General features: G+C 65.5%; 17 protein-coding genes. 8 read left to right on the plus strand and 9 right to left on the minus strand.

The window, feature by feature from the left end:
• The first annotated feature begins 92 nt into the window (after nt 1–92).
• Genes F455_RS0103250 through F455_RS19595 form a run of 5 tightly spaced genes read left to right on the plus strand, consistent with a single transcriptional unit; the run spans nt 93 to nt 6676 of the window.
• Nucleotides 93–3299, plus strand: coding sequence for an efflux RND transporter permease subunit (locus F455_RS0103250; RefSeq protein ID WP_018971830.1), 3207 nt, complete (start codon nt 93–95; stop codon nt 3297–3299).
• Nucleotides 3286–4494, plus strand: coding sequence for an efflux RND transporter periplasmic adaptor subunit (locus F455_RS0103255; protein WP_018971831.1), 1209 nt, complete (start codon nt 3286–3288; stop codon nt 4492–4494). The genes F455_RS0103250 and F455_RS0103255 overlap by 14 nt, the downstream gene beginning before the upstream one ends.
• A gap of 58 nt (nt 4495–4552) precedes the next feature.
• Nucleotides 4553–5554 carry an LLM class flavin-dependent oxidoreductase gene (locus F455_RS0103260; RefSeq protein WP_018971832.1) on the plus strand — a complete coding sequence of 334 codons (1002 nt, stop codon included), beginning with the start codon at nt 4553–4555 and terminating at the stop codon, nt 5552–5554.
• Between the two features lie 46 nt (nt 5555–5600).
• On the plus strand, nt 5601–6287 hold the full coding sequence (gene trhA / locus F455_RS0103265) for a PAQR family membrane homeostasis protein TrhA (protein ID WP_018971833.1): 687 nt from the start codon (nt 5601–5603) through the stop codon (nt 6285–6287).
• A complete protein-coding gene (locus F455_RS19595) occupies nt 6284–6676 on the plus strand; it encodes a GFA family protein (protein WP_018971834.1) in 393 nt (130 codons plus the stop codon). The genes trhA and F455_RS19595 overlap by 4 nt, the downstream gene beginning before the upstream one ends.
• 29 nt (nt 6677–6705) lie before the next feature.
• Here the strand turns inward: F455_RS19595 and F455_RS0103275 are convergent, their stop codons facing one another.
• Complete coding sequence (locus F455_RS0103275) at nt 6706–7197, minus strand: DUF456 domain-containing protein (protein ID WP_018971835.1); 492 nt, start codon at nt 7195–7197, stop codon at nt 6706–6708.
• 10 nt (nt 7198–7207) lie between these two features.
• Nucleotides 7208–8077, minus strand: coding sequence for an RsiV family protein (locus F455_RS0103280; RefSeq protein ID WP_018971836.1), 870 nt, complete (start codon nt 8075–8077; stop codon nt 7208–7210).
• Between the two features lie 225 nt (nt 8078–8302).
• Between F455_RS0103280 and F455_RS21785 the strand changes: the two genes are divergently transcribed.
• Nucleotides 8303–9775: a serine hydrolase domain-containing protein gene (locus tag F455_RS21785; protein WP_083918775.1), complete on the plus strand. Its 1473-nt coding sequence runs from the start codon at nt 8303–8305 to the stop codon at nt 9773–9775.
• A 6-nt stretch (nt 9776–9781) separates the two neighbouring features.
• On the opposite strand, the gene F455_RS0103290 is transcribed toward F455_RS21785, so the two are convergent.
• From F455_RS0103290 to F455_RS19610, 5 genes are all read right to left on the minus strand, one after another.
• Nucleotides 9782–10900 (minus strand): ABC transporter permease, encoded by a 1119-nt coding sequence (locus F455_RS0103290; RefSeq protein WP_018971838.1) that lies wholly within the window; start codon nt 10898–10900, stop codon nt 9782–9784.
• Complete coding sequence (locus F455_RS0103295) at nt 10897–11856, minus strand: ABC transporter ATP-binding protein (RefSeq protein ID WP_018971839.1); 960 nt, start codon at nt 11854–11856, stop codon at nt 10897–10899. The genes F455_RS0103290 and F455_RS0103295 overlap by 4 nt, the downstream gene beginning before the upstream one ends.
• Nucleotides 11857–11865: 9 nt before the next feature.
• Nucleotides 11866–12843 (minus strand): HlyD family secretion protein, encoded by a 978-nt coding sequence (locus F455_RS0103300; protein WP_026293024.1) that lies wholly within the window; start codon nt 12841–12843, stop codon nt 11866–11868.
• Nucleotides 12824–13648: a TetR/AcrR family transcriptional regulator gene (locus F455_RS19605; protein ID WP_018971841.1), complete on the minus strand. Its 825-nt coding sequence runs from the start codon at nt 13646–13648 to the stop codon at nt 12824–12826. Before F455_RS19605 ends, F455_RS0103300 begins: the two co-directional genes overlap by 20 nt.
• Nucleotides 13649–13722: 74 nt before the next feature.
• Entirely contained in the window at nt 13723–14655 is a 933-nt protein-coding gene (locus F455_RS19610; RefSeq protein ID WP_018971842.1) for a LysR family transcriptional regulator, read from the minus strand.
• Between the two features lie 96 nt (nt 14656–14751).
• Here F455_RS19610 and F455_RS0103315 point away from each other — a divergent pair, with 96 nt between their 5' ends.
• The gene (locus F455_RS0103315; RefSeq protein WP_018971843.1) at nt 14752–15669 is read left to right on the plus strand and encodes a DMT family transporter; all 918 of its coding nucleotides are present in this window, start codon (nt 14752–14754) and stop codon (nt 15667–15669) included.
• Here F455_RS0103315 and F455_RS0103320 read toward each other — a convergent pair.
• Together F455_RS0103320 and ubiA are read right to left on the minus strand one after the other, a co-directional pair.
• Nucleotides 15650–16564 carry a PhzF family phenazine biosynthesis protein gene (locus F455_RS0103320; protein ID WP_018971844.1) on the minus strand — a complete coding sequence of 305 codons (915 nt, stop codon included), beginning with the start codon at nt 16562–16564 and terminating at the stop codon, nt 15650–15652. The genes F455_RS0103315 and F455_RS0103320 overlap by 20 nt on opposite strands.
• A 177-nt stretch (nt 16565–16741) precedes the next feature.
• On the minus strand, nt 16742–17863 hold the full coding sequence (ubiA, locus tag F455_RS0103325) for a 4-hydroxybenzoate octaprenyltransferase (protein WP_018971845.1): 1122 nt from the start codon (nt 17861–17863) through the stop codon (nt 16742–16744).
• Between the two features lie 91 nt (nt 17864–17954).
• Between ubiA and F455_RS0103330 the strand changes: the two genes are divergently transcribed.
• Nucleotides 17955–19589, plus strand: coding sequence for an FMN-binding glutamate synthase family protein (locus F455_RS0103330; protein WP_018971846.1), 1635 nt, complete (start codon nt 17955–17957; stop codon nt 19587–19589).
• Nucleotides 19590–19593 lie beyond the last annotated feature (4 nt).

The following is a 19593-nucleotide window of genomic DNA, read 5'->3' on the forward strand; positions in this document are numbered from 1 at the left end:
CTGCTTAAACAATTCTTCATATCCGCGACGATGAAAATTTGTGGCGTGGCAGCATAATTGCCTCGGCAAGTTTTTCGTCTCGCGGAATTTTCATGCAAGGTCTCGTTCGCATCGCGCTCGCGCGCCCGTACACGTTCGTCGTATTGGCGCTGCTGATCCTCATCATCGGCCCGCTCGCGGCGATGCGCACGCCGACCGATATTTTTCCGAACATCGACATCCCGGTGATCGGCGTGGCCTGGCAGTACACCGGCCTGCCGCCGGACCAGATGGCCGGACGCATGACGACGCCGTTCGAGCGTGCGCTGACGACGACGGTGAACGACATCGAGCATATCGAAGCCAATTCGTTCACCGGATTCGGCATCGTCAAGATCTACTTTCATCCCAATGTCAATATCGCCACGGCGAACGCACAGGTCACCGCGATCGCGCAGACGATGATCAAGAACATGCCACAGGGCGCGCAACCGCCGCTGATCGTGAACTACAGCGCCGCCACGGTGCCGATCATGCAACTCGCCCTGTCCGGCAAAGGGCTTACGGAGCAGAACCTCGCCGATATGGCGATGAACTCTCTGCGCACGCGCCTGGTCACCGTGCCGGGTTCGGCGATTCCGTACCCGTTCGGCGGCAAGGCGCGCCAAGTGCAGATCGATCTCGATGCCGCCGCGCTGCAGGCACGCGGCTTGACCGGCCAGGACGTCGCCAATGCCCTCGCCGCGCAGAACGTATTGACGCCGGTCGGCACGCAGAAGATCGGCAACTTCGAATATGCGGTCAATCTCAACAACGCGCCGTCCGACTTGAAGGACCTGGCCGACCTGCCGATCAAGGAGGTCAACGGCGCAATGGTCTACGTGCGCGATGTGGCGAACGTGCGCGACGGCAACGCCGTGCAGACCAACATCGTCCACGTCGATGGCGGCCGGTCGGTATTGATGAGCGTGCTCAAGAGCGGCGCGACGTCGACGCTGGCGATCGTCGATGGCATCAAGTCGATGCTCGAGGAGATCAAGCCCTCGCTGCCTGACGCGCTCGTCGTCAAGGCGATCGGCGATCAGTCGATCTTCGTGCGCAACGCGATCGGCGGCGTGATCAAGGAAGGCGTGATCGCGGCCGCGTTGACCAGCCTGATGATTCTGCTGTTCCTCGGTAGCTGGCGTTCGACCGTGATCGTCGCGATTTCGATTCCGCTGTCGGTCACCGGCGCGGTGATGATTCTTTCCGCGCTCGGCGAGACGCTCAACATCATGACGCTCGGCGGCCTCGCCCTCGCCGTCGGCATCCTCGTCGACGAGGCGACGGTGACGATCGAAAACATCAACTGGCACCTCGAACACGGCAAGGACGTGCGCACGGCGATTCTCGACGGTGCGCAGCAGATCGTCGTGCCGGCCTTCGTCTCGATGCTGTGCATTTGCATCGTCTTCATCCCGATGTTCTTCCTGCAAGGCATCGCACGCTACCTGTTCGTGCCGATGGCCGAGGCGGTCATGGCCGCGATGGTCTGCTCGTTCCTGCTCTCGCGCACCCTCGTGCCGACCATGGCGAACTATCTCCTGCGCGCGCACGCCGCGCACACCGACGAACACGGCACCTCCCCGCCGCTGCCGCCGTCGCGCAATCCGCTGGTACGTTTCCAGCGCGGCTTCGAGGCACGATTCGAGCGCATGCGCGCCGGCTATCACGATCTTCTCGGGCTCGCCCTCGCGCAGCGCAAGCTCTTCGTCAGCGGCTTCCTCGCTGCGATCGTGGTCTCGTTCCTGCTCGTGCCGTTTCTCGGCCGCAACTTCTTTCCGTTCGTCGACGCCGGTCAGATTCTCATCCACGTCCGCGCACCAGTGGGTACGCGCGTGGAGGAAACCGCTGCGCGTTTCGCCGACGCCGAACGCGCGATCCGCGAGATCATTCCGGCCAACGAAGTCGAGACGATCGCCGACAACCTCGGCGCGCCGTTCCTGTCCGCCATCAACACGATCTACAACAACACCGGCACGATCGGCGAACAGGACGGCGACATCCAGGTCTCGCTCGCCGAAGGCCATGCGCCGACCGCCGGCTACATGCGTCGCCTGCGCGAGGAACTGCCGCGGCGTTTCCCCGGCATGACTTTTTCGTTCCTGCCCGCCGACATCGTCAGCCAGATCCTCAACTTCGGCGCGCCCGCGCCGATCGACCTGCAGGTTCGCGGCAACAATCTCGCCGAGAATTTCACTTACGCGAACAAGCTGCTCGCGCAGATCAAACGCATCCCCGGCGTCGCTGACGCGCGCATCCAGCAGACCGGCAGCGCACCGGCGCTCAAGGTCGACGTCGACCGCACGCGTGCGCAGTACGCGGGCGTGACCACGAAAGACGTGACGAGCAGCCTCGTCGTCAACCTCGCCGGCTCGAGCCAGGTCGCGCCGACGTTCTGGCTCAATCCGGCCAACGGCGTCACCTATCCGATCGTGATGCAGACGCCGCAGTACAAGCTCGACTCGCTCGAAGCATTGCGCAACGTCTCGATCAACGCACCGGGCGGCGGTACCACCGTGCTCGGCGGCATCGCCGACATTAGCCGCACCCAGGTCAACGGCGTGTTCAGCGAGTACGACATCCGCCCGCTCGTGCAGATCTACGCGACCACGCAGGATCGCGACCTCGGTGGCGTCGCTGCCGACATCCAGAAGATTATCGACGCCAACGCGAAGGACCTGCCCAAGGGCGGAAACGTGGTCCTGCTCGGCCAGGTGAAGACGATGAACAGCGCATTCTCGGGCCTGCTATTCGGCCTCGTCGGCGCGATCGCGCTGATCTACTTCCTCATCGTGATCAACTTCCAGTCGTGGAGCGATCCGTTCGTCATCATCACCGCGCTGCCCGCGGCATTGGCCGGCATCGTCTGGATGCTGTTCGCCACACACACCACGCTATCCGTGCCTGCATTGACCGGCGCGATCATGTGCATGGGCGTGGCGACAGCGAACAGCGTGCTCGTGATTTCGTTCGCACGCGAAAAGCTCGATGAGCTCGGCGACGCCACCGCGGCCGCGCTCGAGGCCGGTTTCGTGCGCTTGCGCCCGGTGCTGATGACGGCACTCGCTATGGTCATCGGCATGCTGCCGATGGCGCTCGGCCTCGGCGAAGGTGGCGAGCAGAATGCACCGCTCGGTCGCGCCGTGATCGGCGGCCTCGTCTTCGCCACGATCGCCACGCTGTTCTTTGTCCCGGTCGTGTTCAGCATCATCCATCGGCGCCACGGCGACAAGCCGGCGCCGCAAGTTTCGTTCGGAGAGTCCCATGTCGCAGCCTGACCCTGTTTCCCGCAAGCGCGGCTCATATCGCGGCCTGCGCCTGGCGGGCGTCGTCGCCGTCGTGATCGCCGTCGTGGTCGTCGCACACGGGCTCATCGTGCGCGCTGCGGAATCCTCGCGTCTGCGTGACTGGACCGATGCGCAGGCGCTGCCTACTGTCGCGGTCAATCCCCCTGCGAACAGCGCGAATGCATCCGGCCTGGAACTGCCCGGCCGACTGGAGGCGTTCAAGCGCGCACCGATCTACGCGCGCGTGCCAGGCTACGTGAAGGACTGGAAATACGACATCGGCGCGAAGGTGAAGGCCGGCGACTTACTTGCAGAAGTCGAAACGCCCGATCTCGACCAGCAACTCGCGCAGGCGCGCGCCGACCTCGCCACCGCGCAGGCCAACGCGAACCTCTCGCGTATCACGGCGCAGCGCTGGCAGGCGCTCGGCAAGACCAGCCTCGTCGCCAAGCAGGATGTCGACGAGAAGACCGGCGATCTCGCCGCCAAACAGGCGGCCGCGAACTCGGCGCAGGCCAATGTCGCGCGTCTCGTCGCGATGAAAGGGTTCGCCCGCATCACCGCACCGTTCGATGGCATCGTCACCGCGCGCAACACCGACATCGGCGCGCTGGTCAACGCCGGCAGTTCCGCCGGTTCGGAACTGTTCGTCGTGTCCGACACGCAACGCCTGCGCGTCAACCTCGCCGTGCCGCAGAACTATGCACCGAGCGTACCGCCCGGCACGAAGGCGACGCTGAGCGTGCCGGAATATCCGAACAAGACGTACACGGCCGAAGTCGAAGCGTCTTCGCAGGCGATCAGCGCGGCGTCGGGCACGACGCAGATGCAATTGCTCGTCGACAATCCAGACGGCGAACTGCTGCCCGGCGGCTACGCCAGCGTGCGCCTCGACCTCAAGGCCCACGCCAAGGTACTCAGCGTGCCGGCGAGCGCGCTGATCGTCAACGCGAATGGCCTCACCGTCGCCACCGTCGGCGCCGACGACAAGATCGTGGTCAAACCGGTGACGCTCGCACGCGATCTCGGCAAGACAGTCGAAATCTCCTCGGGTCTCGCTGCCGACGATCGCGTCGTCGAGAATCCGCCCGACGGCGTCGTCAGCGGCACGCAGGTGCGCATCGCCGGCGCGCAGCCCAAGGGGCAAGTCGCCGCGGCGGAAAAAGGCAAGAACTCGAAAGGCTGAGGAACGCGGAATCCGGCGCTGCGCTTGACTGCGCGCGCCGCGTCACCATCTTGCTACGATGACCGGCAAACGCGTTCCTTTTTCCGTCCTCGACCTCGCCCCGATCTGCGCCGGCTCAACTGCGGCGCAATCGCTGGCCAACACGCTCGACCTCGCGCAGCACGCCGAACGTTGGGGCTACCATCGCTACTGGCTCGCCGAGCACCACAACATGCCCGGCATTGCCAGCGCCGCGACCTCCGTCGTGATCGGCCACGTTGCCGCAGGCACGCGCACGATCCGCGTCGGCGCCGGCGGCATCATGCTGCCGAACCACGCACCGCTTGTCGTCGCCGAACAGTTCGGCACGCTCGCAACGCTGTATCCCGACCGCATCGATCTCGGCCTCGGCCGCGCGCCCGGCACCGATCAGCGCACGATGATCGCGCTGCGTCGCCACCTCGCCGGCGACGTCGATCGCTTCCCGCAGGACGTGCTCGAGCTGCAGGCATATTTCGCCACGCCCGAATCCGGTGGCGCACCCGTGCGCGCGATTCCGGGCGAAGGCACGCTGGTGCCGATCTGGATCCTCGGCTCGAGCCTGTACGGCGCGCAACTCGCCGCCGCACTCGGCCTGCCGTTCGCGTTCGCCTCGCACTTCGCGCCGGCCGAACTGGACAACGCGCTCGCGCTTTACCGGCACCGATTCAAGCCGTCGGCAACGCTGGCGCAACCGCATGCGATGGCCGCACTCAATGTGTTCGCCGCCGACAGCGACGCCGAGGCGCGGCGCCTGTTCACGAGCCTGCAGCAGGCATTCCTCAACCTGCGCCGAGGCATGCCGGGACAGTTGCCCATGCCAGTCGACGACATCGGCGCGCTTACATCGCTGCCGGAGCGGACGATGCTCGAACACGCGCTGTCGTGCTCCATCGTCGGCGCCGCGGATACGGTGCGCAAAGGGGTCGCCGATTTCCTCGCGCGTACGCAGGCGGACGAACTCATTGTCACCGCGATGATCCACGATCACGCCGCGCGCCTGCGCTCGTTCGAAATTCTCGCCGAGATCGTCGCGGCATAATCGTCGTCGGCTATTTTTCAAACGCGACGTGCGTTAAGGTCGCGCGATGAATGCAACGATCGCCGCTACTCACACTGATCGCGAGGAAATCGCGAACACGTTGACCCATGGCCTCGGCATCGTGCTCGCCGTCGTCGGCACCGCCGTACTGCTGCTCGCCGCACAGGCGAGCGTCGTGCCGTATGCGCTGAGCGCCTGTACCGTATACGGCGCGACGATGATCGTGCTCTACCTCGCATCCACGCTGTACCACGGGGCCGGCATCCCGCACGCAACCGGTGCCGCACCACCGCGCCCGCGTCTGCGCGCATTCGACCATATCGCGATCTTCCTGCTGATCGCCGGCACCTACACGCCCTACGTGCTGATCACGCTGCGCGGCGCCTGGGGCTGGAGCCTGTTCGCGATCGTCTGGTCGCTCGCCGCGGTCGGCACGGTGTTCGAGCTGACCTCATTGCGTCATTATCGTGGCGCGATGGTCGCGCTCTACATCGGCATGGGCTGGGTCGGCCTCGTCGCGATCAACCCGCTGCTCGCCGCACTCGCGCCGACGGGCCTGTGGCTGCTGTTCGGCGGCGGCGTGGCCTACACGCTCGGCGTGGTGTTCTACAAGATGAAGTCGCTGCGCTACCACCACGCGATCTGGCATCTGTTCGTGCTCGCCGGCAGCGTGCTGCAGTATTTTTCGATCCTGCTCTACGTGATACCTGATGTGATTCCGCCACGCGCATGAGTGCGCTCGTCACTCATCGAGGCGGCTGTCATTGCGGCGCCGTGCGCTTCGAGGTCGACGCGCCCGCGCGCATCGCCGCGCTCGACTGCAATTGCTCGATCTGCCGCATGAGCGGCTACATCCATTTGATCGTACCGGCCACGCGCTTTCGCCTGCTTGCCGGCGCCGGCGCGCTGACCGAATACACATTCAACACCGGCACCGCGAAGCACCGCTTCTGCCGCATCTGCGGGATCAAGTCGTTCTATATCCCGCGCTCGCATCCTGACGGCGTCGACGTCAACGTGCATTGCCTCGATGCGGCGACGATCGAATCGGTCGACGTGCAGCCATTCGACGATGCCGATCGCGATGCGGCTACCGCGGCGATCGAGCACTTGTCACGCTGAAGAGCATTTCCGCGTTAAAGATCGCTCGGTTAGCCGAACACGAATGCAAGTGCAAACACGCCGAGCATGGTGAAGCACAGCGCGATCTTCGCGAGCGTGCCGAACAACAGGCCGAGCCAGGTGCTGACGCCGACATGCGCCGCGCGGCCCAGCCGGCTGCCGACCAGCAACTCGCCCGCGACCGCGCCGAGGAACGGCCCAAAAATCAAACCCGGCAAAGCGAAGAACAGACCGACGATGGTGCCGATCATTGCTCCCCAGATCGCGTGTGGACTGGCACCGACGCGCTTCGCTCCGAGCAGGCCAGCGACGAAATCGATCGCCAGCGCGAGCAGCGACAACACTCCGAGTACGACCAGGGTGAACGTACCGACGTGCTGGAAGTGATCGGCCCAGGCCGCGAGCAGCATGCCGGCGAACACGAGCGGCACGCCGGGTAGCACGGGCACGACGGTGCCGGCGAGACCGACGAGGATCAAGACCGCACTAAGGACGAAATACAACGCCTGTTCGGTCGGCATGCAGCGATGCTCAGCGCGAACCCGGCGAGCCCGGCGGAGGTACGGCGCTGTCCTTGTCGAACGCGTCGCGGTATTCCGGCTTGATCGCATCGACGAACAACTTCACCGGCACTTCGACCTGTTGCGCGCCGTCTGCGTCGACGGCCACCTGGCCCGGTGCGAAGATCAGGGTGATGCCGATTGCCTTGCCGTCGACGCCGTCGACGAGGAACGCGGCGAAGTTCTCGGCCTCGGGCTCGGTGCCCTTGTCGACCAGCACATGCATCGCCTTCATGCGCGCGGTGAGCTCGGCCTGCGGCAGATTCTGGTTGTACAGGCGCGCCTCGTATTCGGCGTAGAGGCGGCGTCGCGATTCGTCGCTGAAGGCCTTCAGCGCGGCCGTCGGGTCGAGGAACAGATCGCCGAGGGTGACGATACGGCCGCTGGGCAGATGCTGGTTGAAAGTCGCCCGCAATGGGGTTGGGGTACCGTCGCCGACATCGGCCTGACCCTGCGCGAGCGCGCTGGCGAAGGCGACGGTTTGCGTGGCGACGGTGAAGTCGAGATCGAGCTTGCCGGGCCGCTCGGCGCGCTCGGCTTCGGGTTTCAGCTTCTTGATGCGCGCGGCGAGTTCAGCCTGCTGCGCCTGCGTGTAGGCGTGCATCGCTGCTTCGAGCGGAGCGAGTTCGCTACGCATGGACGGATAGCGCGCGGCGACCTCGATGCCGTCGGCACCCGCGGCCTCGACCTTGTCGGTGATCCGCGGAATCGACGGCGAAGGCGGTGCAACCGGCGCGGCAGGAGGCGGGGCTTCACCGCAAGCGGCGCAGGCGAGCGCGACAAGCACGGGCAACCAGCGCGGGCTTCGCGGCAGCGCGCGAAAGTTCGAGGTGAACGTCATGGATGAGGAAAGTATACGAACGGCAAGGCAGTGTAGTCGTTGCCGCCGCGCCGTTCCAAGTGCCCGCAGCGAATTCCTTGAAGCGAAGGAATTTTTAACGTCAAAGCAAGGTTTTAGGCCGCATGGCATCGGACGCGCGAGGCCTCACTGGCGATTTTTGGTCTTCTCATCGCCCGTTTTCAACGGCAGGATTGGACCAATGGTTCGTGCGCAAAGGAGCAAACGATGAAAAACCAGCATGCATTGCTGCTCCTTCTGGCTTCAGTACTTGGCTTGCCAGTTGCGGTTGCAGCCGACACGCAAGCTCCCGAGGTGAAATGGCCCGACACGCAGGCAGCAAGATTGGCCAAAGGCTGGCTCGATGTTTGTCAAACGCCAACATTCGAACGGCAGAAAACCTGGACGGTGGCGAATGCGTCAGCCGAAGTCGTCAAGCAATTCGACTGGATCGCACGCAACCCCGTAGCGATGTGCGCCGGCAACGGCGGATTTCGCGCCGTCGAAATCGACAAGTCCGAAGCGAAAGCGATCACGGTGCTGATGGTCGGACGCCAGTCCGGTCTTTGGCAACGGATGGAATTCGTCGCGGACGACGCGGGCAAACTCGATCGCGTGGGTCTGTGGTTCGCCATGCCGCCGGAAGCCGCCTTGCCGAAAAACCTCGACGATGCGATGTTCGCCGCAGAAGTGAAGAAGTTTGCTGCGCAAGAAGCTCGACTCGGACTTTTCTCCGGCATCATCAGCGTTGCGCGCGGCACGCAGATCATCGCCCGCGCCAGCGGTGGCTATGCGAATCGCGAGAAGAAAACCCCGATCACGGGCTCAACGCAATTCACCCTGGGCTCGATGGGCAAGATGTTCACCGCGGCAGCGATAGGCCAGCTTGTCGATCAACACAAACTATCGTTCGACGACACGGTCGGAAAAATCTTTCCCGACTATCCGAACAAGACTGTGCGCGACAAGGTTGCCGTGCGTATGCTGCTCTCGCACACCGCCGGCATGGGCGACTTTCTCGGCAAGCGCACACCGGCGATGATGAAGAACGGCGTGAAGACCGCGACGGAAGTCTTGCCACTGTTCGACAAGGACGAACCGCAATTCGCGCCGGGCACGAGTTGGGCGTACAGCAATGCAGGTCTTGTGCTCGCCGGCGCTATCGTCGAGAAGGTATCGGGTGAAGATTATCCGGACTATCTGCGCAAGCATATTTTGGCCGTTGCGGGCATGTCGAACAGCGACCCCAACAATATTCCGCGCAAGCGCGCGCAGCTCGTAACGCCTTACACCAAGATGAGTGAAAAAGGTCCGACAGCGGACTGGCACGAAGCCGAACCCGACGTCGGCATGCCCGCAGGCGGCGCGATTTCCACCGCCGACGATTTGATCCGTTTTGCCGATGCGTTGCGCAACGGAAAGCTTGTGAGTCCAGCGGTGTTCGCACAAATGACCCAACCCTACCGCGCCGGCGGAGACTATGGCCTGGCAATGCAAATTGACGGTGTTTACGGCCGCACGGTCGTCGGTCACGGCGGCAACTATGCGGGGGTGAGCACGCGTTTGGGTCTCGTACTCGGCACGCCGTATACCATCGTGGTTCTCGCCAACCAGGATCTGCTCTCCAACACAATCATAGCTTTGAATGTCGAAGCGATGACGGCGAAAAAGGCGAAGACGGAAGCCTCGGCCAAACCCTGACAGGTGCTAGTCCAGCCGCTTGCGCGTGCGCAGCACCGCGATCGTCAGCGTCACGACGCAGAATATGGCGAGCGCGGCCAGTTCCGGCCACAGTTCGGCGAGGTGCGCGCCGCGCAGCATGATGCCGCGGATCAGGCGGATGAAATGCGTCATCGGGAAGATTTCCGCGAGCCACTGCGCCGGGCGTGGCATGCCCGCGTACGGGAACATGAAGCCCGAGAGCAGGATTTGCGGCAGGAAGGTGAAGAAGGCGAGCTGCATCGACTGGAACTGGGTTTTCGCCAGCGTGGAAATGAATACGCCGAGCGACAGCGAAGCGACGATGAAGGCGAGCGCCGCGCCATAGACGTCGAGCAGCGAGCCGCGGATCGGCACATGGAAGATCGCAACGCCGAGCAGCAGCACGACAGTGACCTGGAGCAGGCCGATGCCGACGAACGGCAGCACTTTGCCGAGGGTGAGCTCGAACGGCGACACCGGTGTGGCGATGAGAAATTCGAGGTTGCCGCGCTCGCGCTCGCGCACGATCGCCATCGCGGTGAACAGCACCATCGTCATCGTCAGGATCACGCCGATCAGGCCGGGCACGGTGTTGACCGGTGCGAGTCGCGCTGGGTTGTAGAAGTTCACGATCTCGACGTTCTTCGTCGGTGTCGCCACGGCCGGATCGAGCAGTTTCTGCAGCGGCAGCAAGGCGAGCTGCGCCGCGGCCTGCTGCACGACCTGGTCGGAACCGTCGACGACGATCTGCAGCGGCGGCCGCGGCCACGGTTGGGTATCGGAGTTCTGTCCGGCGAGACGACGCTCGAAGTCGGGGGGGATCACGAGCGCGGCGCTGATCTTGCCGGCGCGGATCAAATCATCGAGTTCCTGAGGCGTCTTCAGCCGGTAGCGGAAATCCATCACGCCGGTCTGGGCCAGCGCGGCGACGACTTCGCGCGCGTGCGCCGTCTGCGCCTGGTCGAGTACGGCCGCGGGCAACTGGCGGATGTCGAGGTTGATCGCGTAGCCGAACAGCAGCAGCTGCATCGTCGGGATGCCGACGATCATCGCGAACGTGAGCCGGTCGCGGCGCAGCTGGCGCAGCTCCTTGAGCACGATCGAAAAGAGGCGGCGCAGGTTCACGTCACGGCCTCGCGCTTCGGCTTCTGCGTGGCGACGACGAAGACGTCTTCAAGGTTGGCCTCGACCGGCTCGATGCGTGCGTCGATACCTTGCTGGCGAAGTTTCGCCGCGATCGTCACGCGTGCGTCGCCGCCGTCGCGCACGAGCACGCGCAGGTGCGCGCCGATCTGCGCCATCGACACGATCGTGGCGTCGCCCTCGAGCGCCTGCTGCGCGCGCCGCGGCACGTCGCATTCGACCAGCAGCGCCTGCCCCGGCAGCGCGGCGCAGAGTTCGCGCGGGCTGCCATCGGCGACGAGCCGACCGTGGTCGAGGATGGCAAGGCGATGGCAGCGCTCGGCCTCGTCCATGTAGTGGGTGGAGACGAGAATCGTCGTGCCGGCGTCGGCGAGCGCGAACAGCGAATCCCAGAACTCGCGCCGCGACTGCGGATCCACCGCCGAAGTCGGCTCGTCGAGCAGCAGCAGTTCGGGCTTGTGCAGCACCGCCGCGGCGAGCGCGAGACGCTGCTTCTGTCCGCCCGACATCGTGCCGGCGAGCTGGTCGCGTTGCTGCGTCAGCCAGTAAGTCTCAAGCAATTCCTCGATGCGCTTTCTTGCATCGCCACGCGAAAACTCGTGCACGGCGGCGACGAAGTCGAGGTTTTCGTAAACGGTGAGGTCGTCGTAGAGCGAGAATTTCTGCGTCATGTAGCCGATGCGCCGCTTGAGCACCTCGGCATCGCGCGGAATCGTGCAGTCGAGCACGCTGATGTCGCCGCTGGTCGGCAAGAGCAGGCCGCAGAGCATGCGGATCGTCGTCGACTTGCCCGAGCCGTTGGGCCCGAGGAAGCCGTATACCTGTGCGCGCGCGACGGTGAGATCGACGTGATCGACCGCGACGAGCTCGCCGAATTTCTTCGTCAAGCCCCGTGCGACGATGGCGTTGCCGTTTCGCTCGGCGATGACAGCACTCATGGCGTTCGCTCAGTGCTTGGGGTCTGACGCGAGTGCCGCGCGGCAGGGAATTCCCGCCGGCAGATCCTTGGTCTTGTCCGATGCATCTAGCGCCAGTTCGGCGCGCCACGCGAGCCGACTCGCATCGTCGCCGCTCAATGCATAGTACGGCGTAAACGTCGGCTCGCTGGCGATGCGCAGCGCGGTCGCATCGAACGCTGCGGCAGCACCGTCGATGCTGACTTTGAAGCGCGCGCCTTGCTTGAGGCTCGTGCGCAGCGTCTCAGGCACGTAGACGCGCGCGTAGGGTGCGTCGCCGACGAGCAGGCTGATCACGCTCGCGCCTTGAGCGGGCCGATCACCAAGCTTGTACGGCAGCGAATCGACCCGGCCCGCGCGCGTCGCGTGCACGCTGAGGCGCGACAACGTGACCTGCAACTGCGCGAGTTGCGCCTGGGCCTGCGCGAGCGCGGCTTCGCCCTGATTGATGTCCTCGATGCGCGTGCCGTGCAGCAGTTCGTCGAGGTTCGCGCGTGCGGAGTTCACATCCGCATTGGCCTGGCGCAACGCCGCGTCGGCATTGTCGAGATCGGCCTGGCTGTTGAGCCCGCGTTTGCGGATCTCGGCTGCGCGATCGCGAGCGAGCTTTGCGTTGACCGCGGCCGCCTGCGCACGCGCAAGCGCTGCACGCGAAGCATCGATCGTTTCGATGCGCGCGCCGTGACGCAGCTCATCGAGTGCGGCAGTGAGGCGCGTGACGTCCGCCTGCGCCGCATCGACCTGCGCCTGGGTGCGGCGCGGATCGAGAACGAGCAACAGCTGGTCGGCGGCGACGTGATCGCCTTCCTTGACGAGAATCTGGGTGATCGGCTCGGACACCTCGGCGGGCATCGCGATGCGGTCCCATTCGAGCGTGCCGAGCAGCGTGCCGGGATCGTTTTCGCGCGCGCAGCCGGCAACGGAAAGCAAGGCGAGGGCGATGAATAGGCTAGCGCTTCGGTTTCGCATGGATCGGCTCCAGTACGCTGTCGATGACGGTCAGGGTGTGCGCGATCAGCGCCTCGTCAATGCCGTCGTGAAAGGAGGGCTGCTGCGCGGCCATGGTCTTGGCCCAGCTGCGCATGGTCTGCGCCTTATCCGCGGCGACACCGTCGAGCATCGCCGCCGCCATGCCACGCCACACGGGCAGCGCGGCGAACGGAAACACGACGAGGCTGATCAGCGACAAGCCGAGCAGCAGCGGATGCAGGTCGCTGCGGATTTCGCCGCGGCGCTGTGCGGCGGTGATCTGGTACAGCGCTTTCGGCGCGATCGTCGCCATGAACTGCGCTTGCACCTGCGCGCGCAGCGCACCGCCCTCGCTGAGCACCTCGCGCGCCATCAGCCGCGGCATCCACGGATTGGCCGCGATATTGCGCATGTGCGTTTCGAGGAAGCGGCGCAGCGTGGCGCGCGGACTCGGCAAAGGCTCGCGCAGCGGCGCTACCGACACGGCGATGAACGGCGCGATGCGTTCGTCGAGCAGGGTCTGCACGAGCGTGTCCTTACTCGCGAAGTAATAGTGCAGCAACGCCGGCGTGACCTGCGCGCGGCGCGCAACTTCGCGCAGCGGCGTCGCCGCAATGCCGCGCTCGCCGAACAGCGCGACCGCGGCATCGAGCAGGCGTACGCGTTGGTCGAGGCCCGCTGCGGCGCTGGGCCGTCCGGGACCACGCGGCGCGGCAGCAACCGCTTTCGGCGTGCGCGGCCGCGTTGCCTTCGCGTTGCCAGCTGCCGCTGGCCGATTCGGTTTTGCGGATTTTCTGTCAGCCATGGCAGAAATAATAATTAAGCGATTAATTAATTTCAACCGCGACACCGGCGCCTGGGCGAAGCGCGACGGCCGCTTCAGCGGCGATCGGCCGCCCTGGCCTTGCGCCCCGTCTCCGGCATCGCGGTGGACAGATAGGCGGCGACGAAGTCGACGAACGCGCGCACCTTGGCCGGCACGAAGCGCGCGCTCGGGTAGACGGCATAGACGTCGCGCGCCGCGGTCGACCAGCCCGGCAGCACGCGCTCGAGACTGCCGCGGCGCAGGTCGTCGGCGGCGAGCACCTCGGCGACGAGCAGGATGCCGACACCGCCGCGGCAGGCGGCGAGCAGCGCGAGCGCGTTGTTCGAGCGCAGCGGCCCGTCCGCATCGTGGCTGGCACGCGCATCGCCGCGCACGAGTTCCCAGCGCCCCGGCGGAAACGTGCCGCCGACGTGGATGAGACATTCGTGCGCGGCGAGCTGCTGCGGCCGCCGCGGCCTGCCATGGCGCGCGAGGTAGTCGGGGCTGGCAACGAGCACCTGCCGGTTCGGTGCGAGGCGCCGTGCGATCAGCTGCGAATCGGCGAGCTCACCGATGCGCAGGGCGAGATCGAAGCCTTCCTCGACCAGGTCGACGAAGCGGTTGGACAAATCCAGGTCGAGCCGCAGCTGCGGATGCGCGCCGAGGAAACGATCGAGCACGGGCGCGATATGGGTCAGGCCGAAGCCGCTCGGCAGGCTGACGCGCAGCGTACCGGTCAGCGTCGAGCCGAGGTCGCGCACCGCGGCATCGGCGCCGTCGAACTCGCCGAGCAGGGTCTCGCAGCGCTGGAAGTAGGTGCGCCCGGCCTCGGTCGGCGCGACGCTGCGCGTGGTCCGCTGCAGCAGGCGCACGCCGAGCCGCTTCTCGAGCGCAGCGACCGCGCGGCTGACCGCGGAGACATGCCAGTCAAGTTCGCGCGCCGCAGCGGCAAAGCTGCGTCGGCGCGCGACCTCGACGAATGCCACGATTTCAGTGAAGCGATCCATTGTTGCTGATCTCGCAATAGTTCATTGCATTCCAGCCAGTTTATCGCAAATTGACCCGCGCCTATGCTGTGCGCAACGCTAGACTGGAGTGTCGTGATGAAACTCGAAACGCCACCGCTGATTGTTCCATCCACGCCGCGACTGGCGCCGCCGGCCGCCGCGCTCGGTGCTGCTTTCGTACTGCTCTGGTGCACGGGCTACCCGGCGGCGAAGCTCGCACTCGCGCACGCGGCCCCTCTGACCCTGCTCGTGCTGCGCTTCGGCAGCGCCGCCATATTGCTCGCCCTGCTGGCGGTGTTCGCAGGCGTGTCGTGGCCGCGTGGCCGCACGGCGCTGCACAGCGTGGTGACCGGCGCGTTGTCGCTGGCGTTGCAGTTCGGCGCGCTGTACGTGGCCGTCGCGCTCGGCGTCAACGTCGGCATCGCCGCGCTCGTGATCGGCATGACCCCGATCGCGACCGCGCTGATCTCGCGTGCGCTCGGCGAAGCGCTGTCGTCGCGCCAATGGCTCGGTTTCGCATTCGGTGCCGCCGGCGTGGTGCTCGCGGTCGCCGATCGCATCGGCACGAACGACGCACCCTGGTTTGCCTACCTTCTGCTATTGCTCGGTCTCGCCGGCATCGGCGCGGGCACGGTGTACCAGAAGCGCTTCGCTGTCGACGTCGATCCGCGCGCGGGGCTCGCGATCCAGCAGGCCAGTGCGACCCTGCTGCTTCTGCCGTTCGCGTTGCACGAAGGTTTCCGCTTCGACGCCTCGCCGGCATTCTTAGGCAGCTTGGGCTGGCTCGTCGTGGTCAATTCGCTGGCCGCGTTCGCGCTGATGTTTGTGTTGCTGCGGCGTGGCGCGGCGAGCCGTGTCGCCGCGCTGTTCTTCCTCATGCCGCCGGTGACGGCGATCATGAACTATTTCGTGCTCGGCGACGCGCTGACCGTCGCCAAGATGGCCGGCTTCGCGTTAGCCACGTTCGGCGTCTGGCTGGCGACGCGCGAACCCGCTACGCTAGGCGCGTCCTGAGTACGCCGTCGATGATCGTATGCGAGCGGCCACCGACCCAGACGATCGCATCGCCATCGGCATGTGCATTGATACGCACGTCGATCGTCGCATCATGGCCCATCTCGCGCCCCTGGCTGACACGATAGCCGCGCGCCAGCGCGCCCAGCGGTTCGCGTTGCGCGATATAAGCCGCGATCAGGCCGTTGGCCGCGCCCGATGCCGGGTCCTCGACGATGCCGACACCGGCAGGAAACGCACGCACGACGACTTGATAGCCGTTCTTCGCATCTGCTGCGCGCGCGAACGCACATAGCCCAAGACTGTCGCCCGCGCGCGCGAGCGCAAGGATCGCCGCGTGATCGGGTTGCCACGCGCGCAACGAGGCTTCGTCGGCGAACTCGGCCACCCACCAGCGTCTGCCTCCCTCGACGAACGCCGGCGGCAACACGCCGAGCCGTGTCTCGCCAAGCACGACACGCAGCAGCGCATCGTCCGTGCCGCTGCGCAGCACACGCGCCGCCGGTGCCTGGACGTATAGCCGTCTGGACACCCCTTCGCCTTCGACCCGGATCGGCAACAGGCCGGCACCGCATTCCTGGATCAATCCGTCGTCGCGCGGCACGACGCGACCGATTTCGAGCGCGGCATGCGCACTGCCTATGGTCGGATGGCCTGCAAACGGGATCTCCTTGTTCGGCGTGAAGATGCGCAGCCGATAGCTCGCGCGCGCATCGGTCGGCGCAAGCACGAAGGTCGTCTCGACGAGATTGGTCCATGCGGCGAAGCGTTGCATGTCGGCATCGCTCCACGCCTCCGCGCCGAAGACGACGCCGAGCGGATTGCCGCCGCCGGCGCGTTCGGCGAACACATCGATTTGCAGGTAACGCAGCGCGGTCGGATTGGGATCGTTCATGTCCTTCGATCAGTTTTCAGGGCGCCTCGAAAAACCATAGCGAGCGAAGAGCCGATCCTGGATAAGATCGGGCGCGTCGCCGCAGCGCAGGAACCGGAGTGTACGTAGAAGTACATGAGGATTCCGCGCACCGCCGGCGCGCAAATTATCGAGCACAGTAGGCTTTTCGAGGCGTCCTCATTTCATTGCCAGCGACACGGCGATGCCCACCCACAGCGCCATGCCGACCCAGTTGTTGTTGCGGAACGCCGTGAAACACGCATTGCGGTCGCGCCCGCGCATGATCCACATCTGCCAGGCGAACAAGCCGGCGGCAATCGCGAGCGCGGCGAAGTACGGCCAGTGCAGGTGCCCGCGCTGCGCGACCAGCGCCATCGCGAGCAGGAACGTGGTCATGAGCACGCCGATGATGGTCAGGTCGGCGTCGCCAAACAGGATCGCGGTCGACTTGGCGCCGACGCGAAGGTCGTCGTCGCGGTCGACCATCGCATACTCGGTGTCGTAGATCGTCGAGAACAGCACGTTGGCGAGGAACAGCAGCCAGCACAGCGGCGGCGTCGAATTCGTCACCGCGGCGAATGCCATCGGGATAGACCAGCCGAACGCCGCGCCAAGATAGACCTGCGGCAGGTGCGTGTAGCGCTTGGTGAACGGATACGTCGCGGCGAGGAACGCGCCGACGAAGGAAAGCTCGATCGTGAGTTTGTTGGTGAACAGCACGAGCACGAAGGCAAGGACGAGCAAGACAAAAAATAAAATCAGCGCTTCGCGCGGGCCGACTTTGCCGGCCGCGATCGGCCGTTCGCGCGTGCGCTTTACCTCGGGATCGAGCTCGCGGTCGGCATAGTCGTTGATCACGCAGCCGGCCGAGCGCATCAGGAACACGCCCAGGGTGAAGATGATCAGCGCCGACCATGGCGGAAAGTCGCCTGCGGCGAGCCACAGCGCCCACCAGGTCGGCCACAGCAGCAATGCCGCGCCGATCGGCTTGTGCATGCGTGCGAGCTTGGCGTATTCGGTCAAGCGCTCGACAACAGGCGATCCGTCCGCGCCTGGGTAAACCCGCTTCTCGACCTTGACCTTGCCCGGCGGACGCTTGACCGCACCGACCGGCGGCACTGAAATCTGCGGCCGCGCACTGAGGTCGGTGCGCCGCGGCTTCGCCGCAGGTGCCGCGGCCGCGGTCTTGGTCGCGCCGGCTTTTGCGACGGGCGCAGCGAGCGGCGGCGGATCCTGCAGTTCGGGATTCGCTCGCGTACGCGGGTGGCGAGGTTTTTGCGGCGGGGTTTGCGCTTCCATTGCGGCTAGTTTACGTCAGCCTCGCCAAAGCTCGCACTCGTCATCGCAGCGGGCGTATGCTCGCGCGGGTCGCCCTACGAGATGCAAGACCATGCTGCCCTCGCGCTACGTCCCTTTCGCCATCTGTCTGGTGTTGTTCGCGCTTTCGCTTGCGCTGCTCTGGGACGGCCTGATCTGGCGTTGGACCGCGGTGATCTTCGGCCTGTTGTCGCTGGTCGGCGTGCGCGACCTGCTGCAGACGCGGCACACGCTGCGGCGGAATTTTCCGATCACTTGCCACTTCCGCACGTTCTTCGAATTCTTCCGGCCGATGATGCGCCAGTATGTGGTCGAGTCCGATACGGAGGAAGTGCCGTTCTCGCATGCGCAGCGTTCGATCGTGTACCAGCGCGCGAAGAACGTCGAGGACAAGCGCCCGTTCGGCAGCGAACTGAACCTGTACGCGACGCAATACGAATGGATCAACCACTCGCTGGCGCCGGCGAAGATCGCCAGCCACGACTTCCGCATCACCATCGGCGGCCCTCAGTGCACGCAGCCGTACTCGGCCAGCGTGTTCAACATCTCGGCGATGAGCTTCGGCGCGCTTTCGGCGAACGCGATCCGCGCGCTCAACGAGGGCGCCCGTCTTGGCGGCTTCTACCACGACACCGGCGAAGGCTCGATGTCGCGCTATCACCGCGAGATGGGCGGCGACATCTGCTGGGAAATCGGCTCGGGCTATTTCGGCTGTCGCAACGACGACGGCAGCTTCAGCATCGACAGGTTCGCCGGCAACGCGGTGAACCCGCAGGTGAAGCTGATCGAGATCAAGCTCTCGCAGGGCGCCAAGCCGGGCCATGGCGGGGTGCTGCCGGGCGTGAAGGTCAGCCCGGAAATCGCCGAGGCGCGCGGTGTGCCGGTGGGCCAGGATTGTGTCTCGCCCGCTGCGCACTCGGCATTCTCGACGCCGCTCGGCCTGCTCCAATTCGTGGCGACGTTGCGTGAAAAGTCCGGCGGCAAGCCGACCGGCTTCAAGCTCGCGCTCGGCCATCCCTGGGAATGGTTCGGTATTGCCAAGGCGATGCAGGAGTCCGGCATCCTTCCCGACTTCATCGTCGTCGACGGCGGCGAAGGCGGTACCGGCGCGGCACCGCTCGAGTTCACCGACCATGTCGGCGTGCCGCTGCGCGAGGCGCTGCTGTTGATCCACAACACGCTCGTCGGCCTCAACCTGCGCGACAAGATCAGCCTCGGCGCGAGCGGCAAGGTCATCACCGCGTTCGACCTCGCACGCACGCTCGCGCTCGGCGCCGACTGGTGCAACGCCGCGCGCGGCTTCATGTTCGCCCTCGGCTGCATCCAATCGCAGAACTGCCATACGGACCGCTGCCCGACTGGCGTTGCGACCCAGAACCCGGGCCGCTGGAAAAAACTCGACGTGCCCGACAAGGCCACGCGCGTGAAGAACTTCCACGACAACACGCTACACGCGCTCAAGGAGCTGCTCGCCGCGGCCGGCCTGACCCATCCAAGCCAACTCGGCCCCGAGCACATCATCCGCCGCGTGTCCTCGACCGAGGTGCGATCGCTCTCCGCGCTCTATCAGTACGTCGAGCCCGGCGCATTGTTGAACGGCGGCGTGCCCGCGCATGCCGTATTCCAGTCGTTCTGGCAGGATGCGCGCGCCGATGCGTTTGCCGCGCCGCAGGCGCTGCTCGATATGCGCCAGACCAAGTCGCGCTGAAGCG

The organism is Rudaea cellulosilytica DSM 22992 (genome assembly GCF_000378125.1).
GTDB lineage: Bacteria > Pseudomonadota > Gammaproteobacteria > Xanthomonadales > Rhodanobacteraceae > Rudaea > Rudaea cellulosilytica.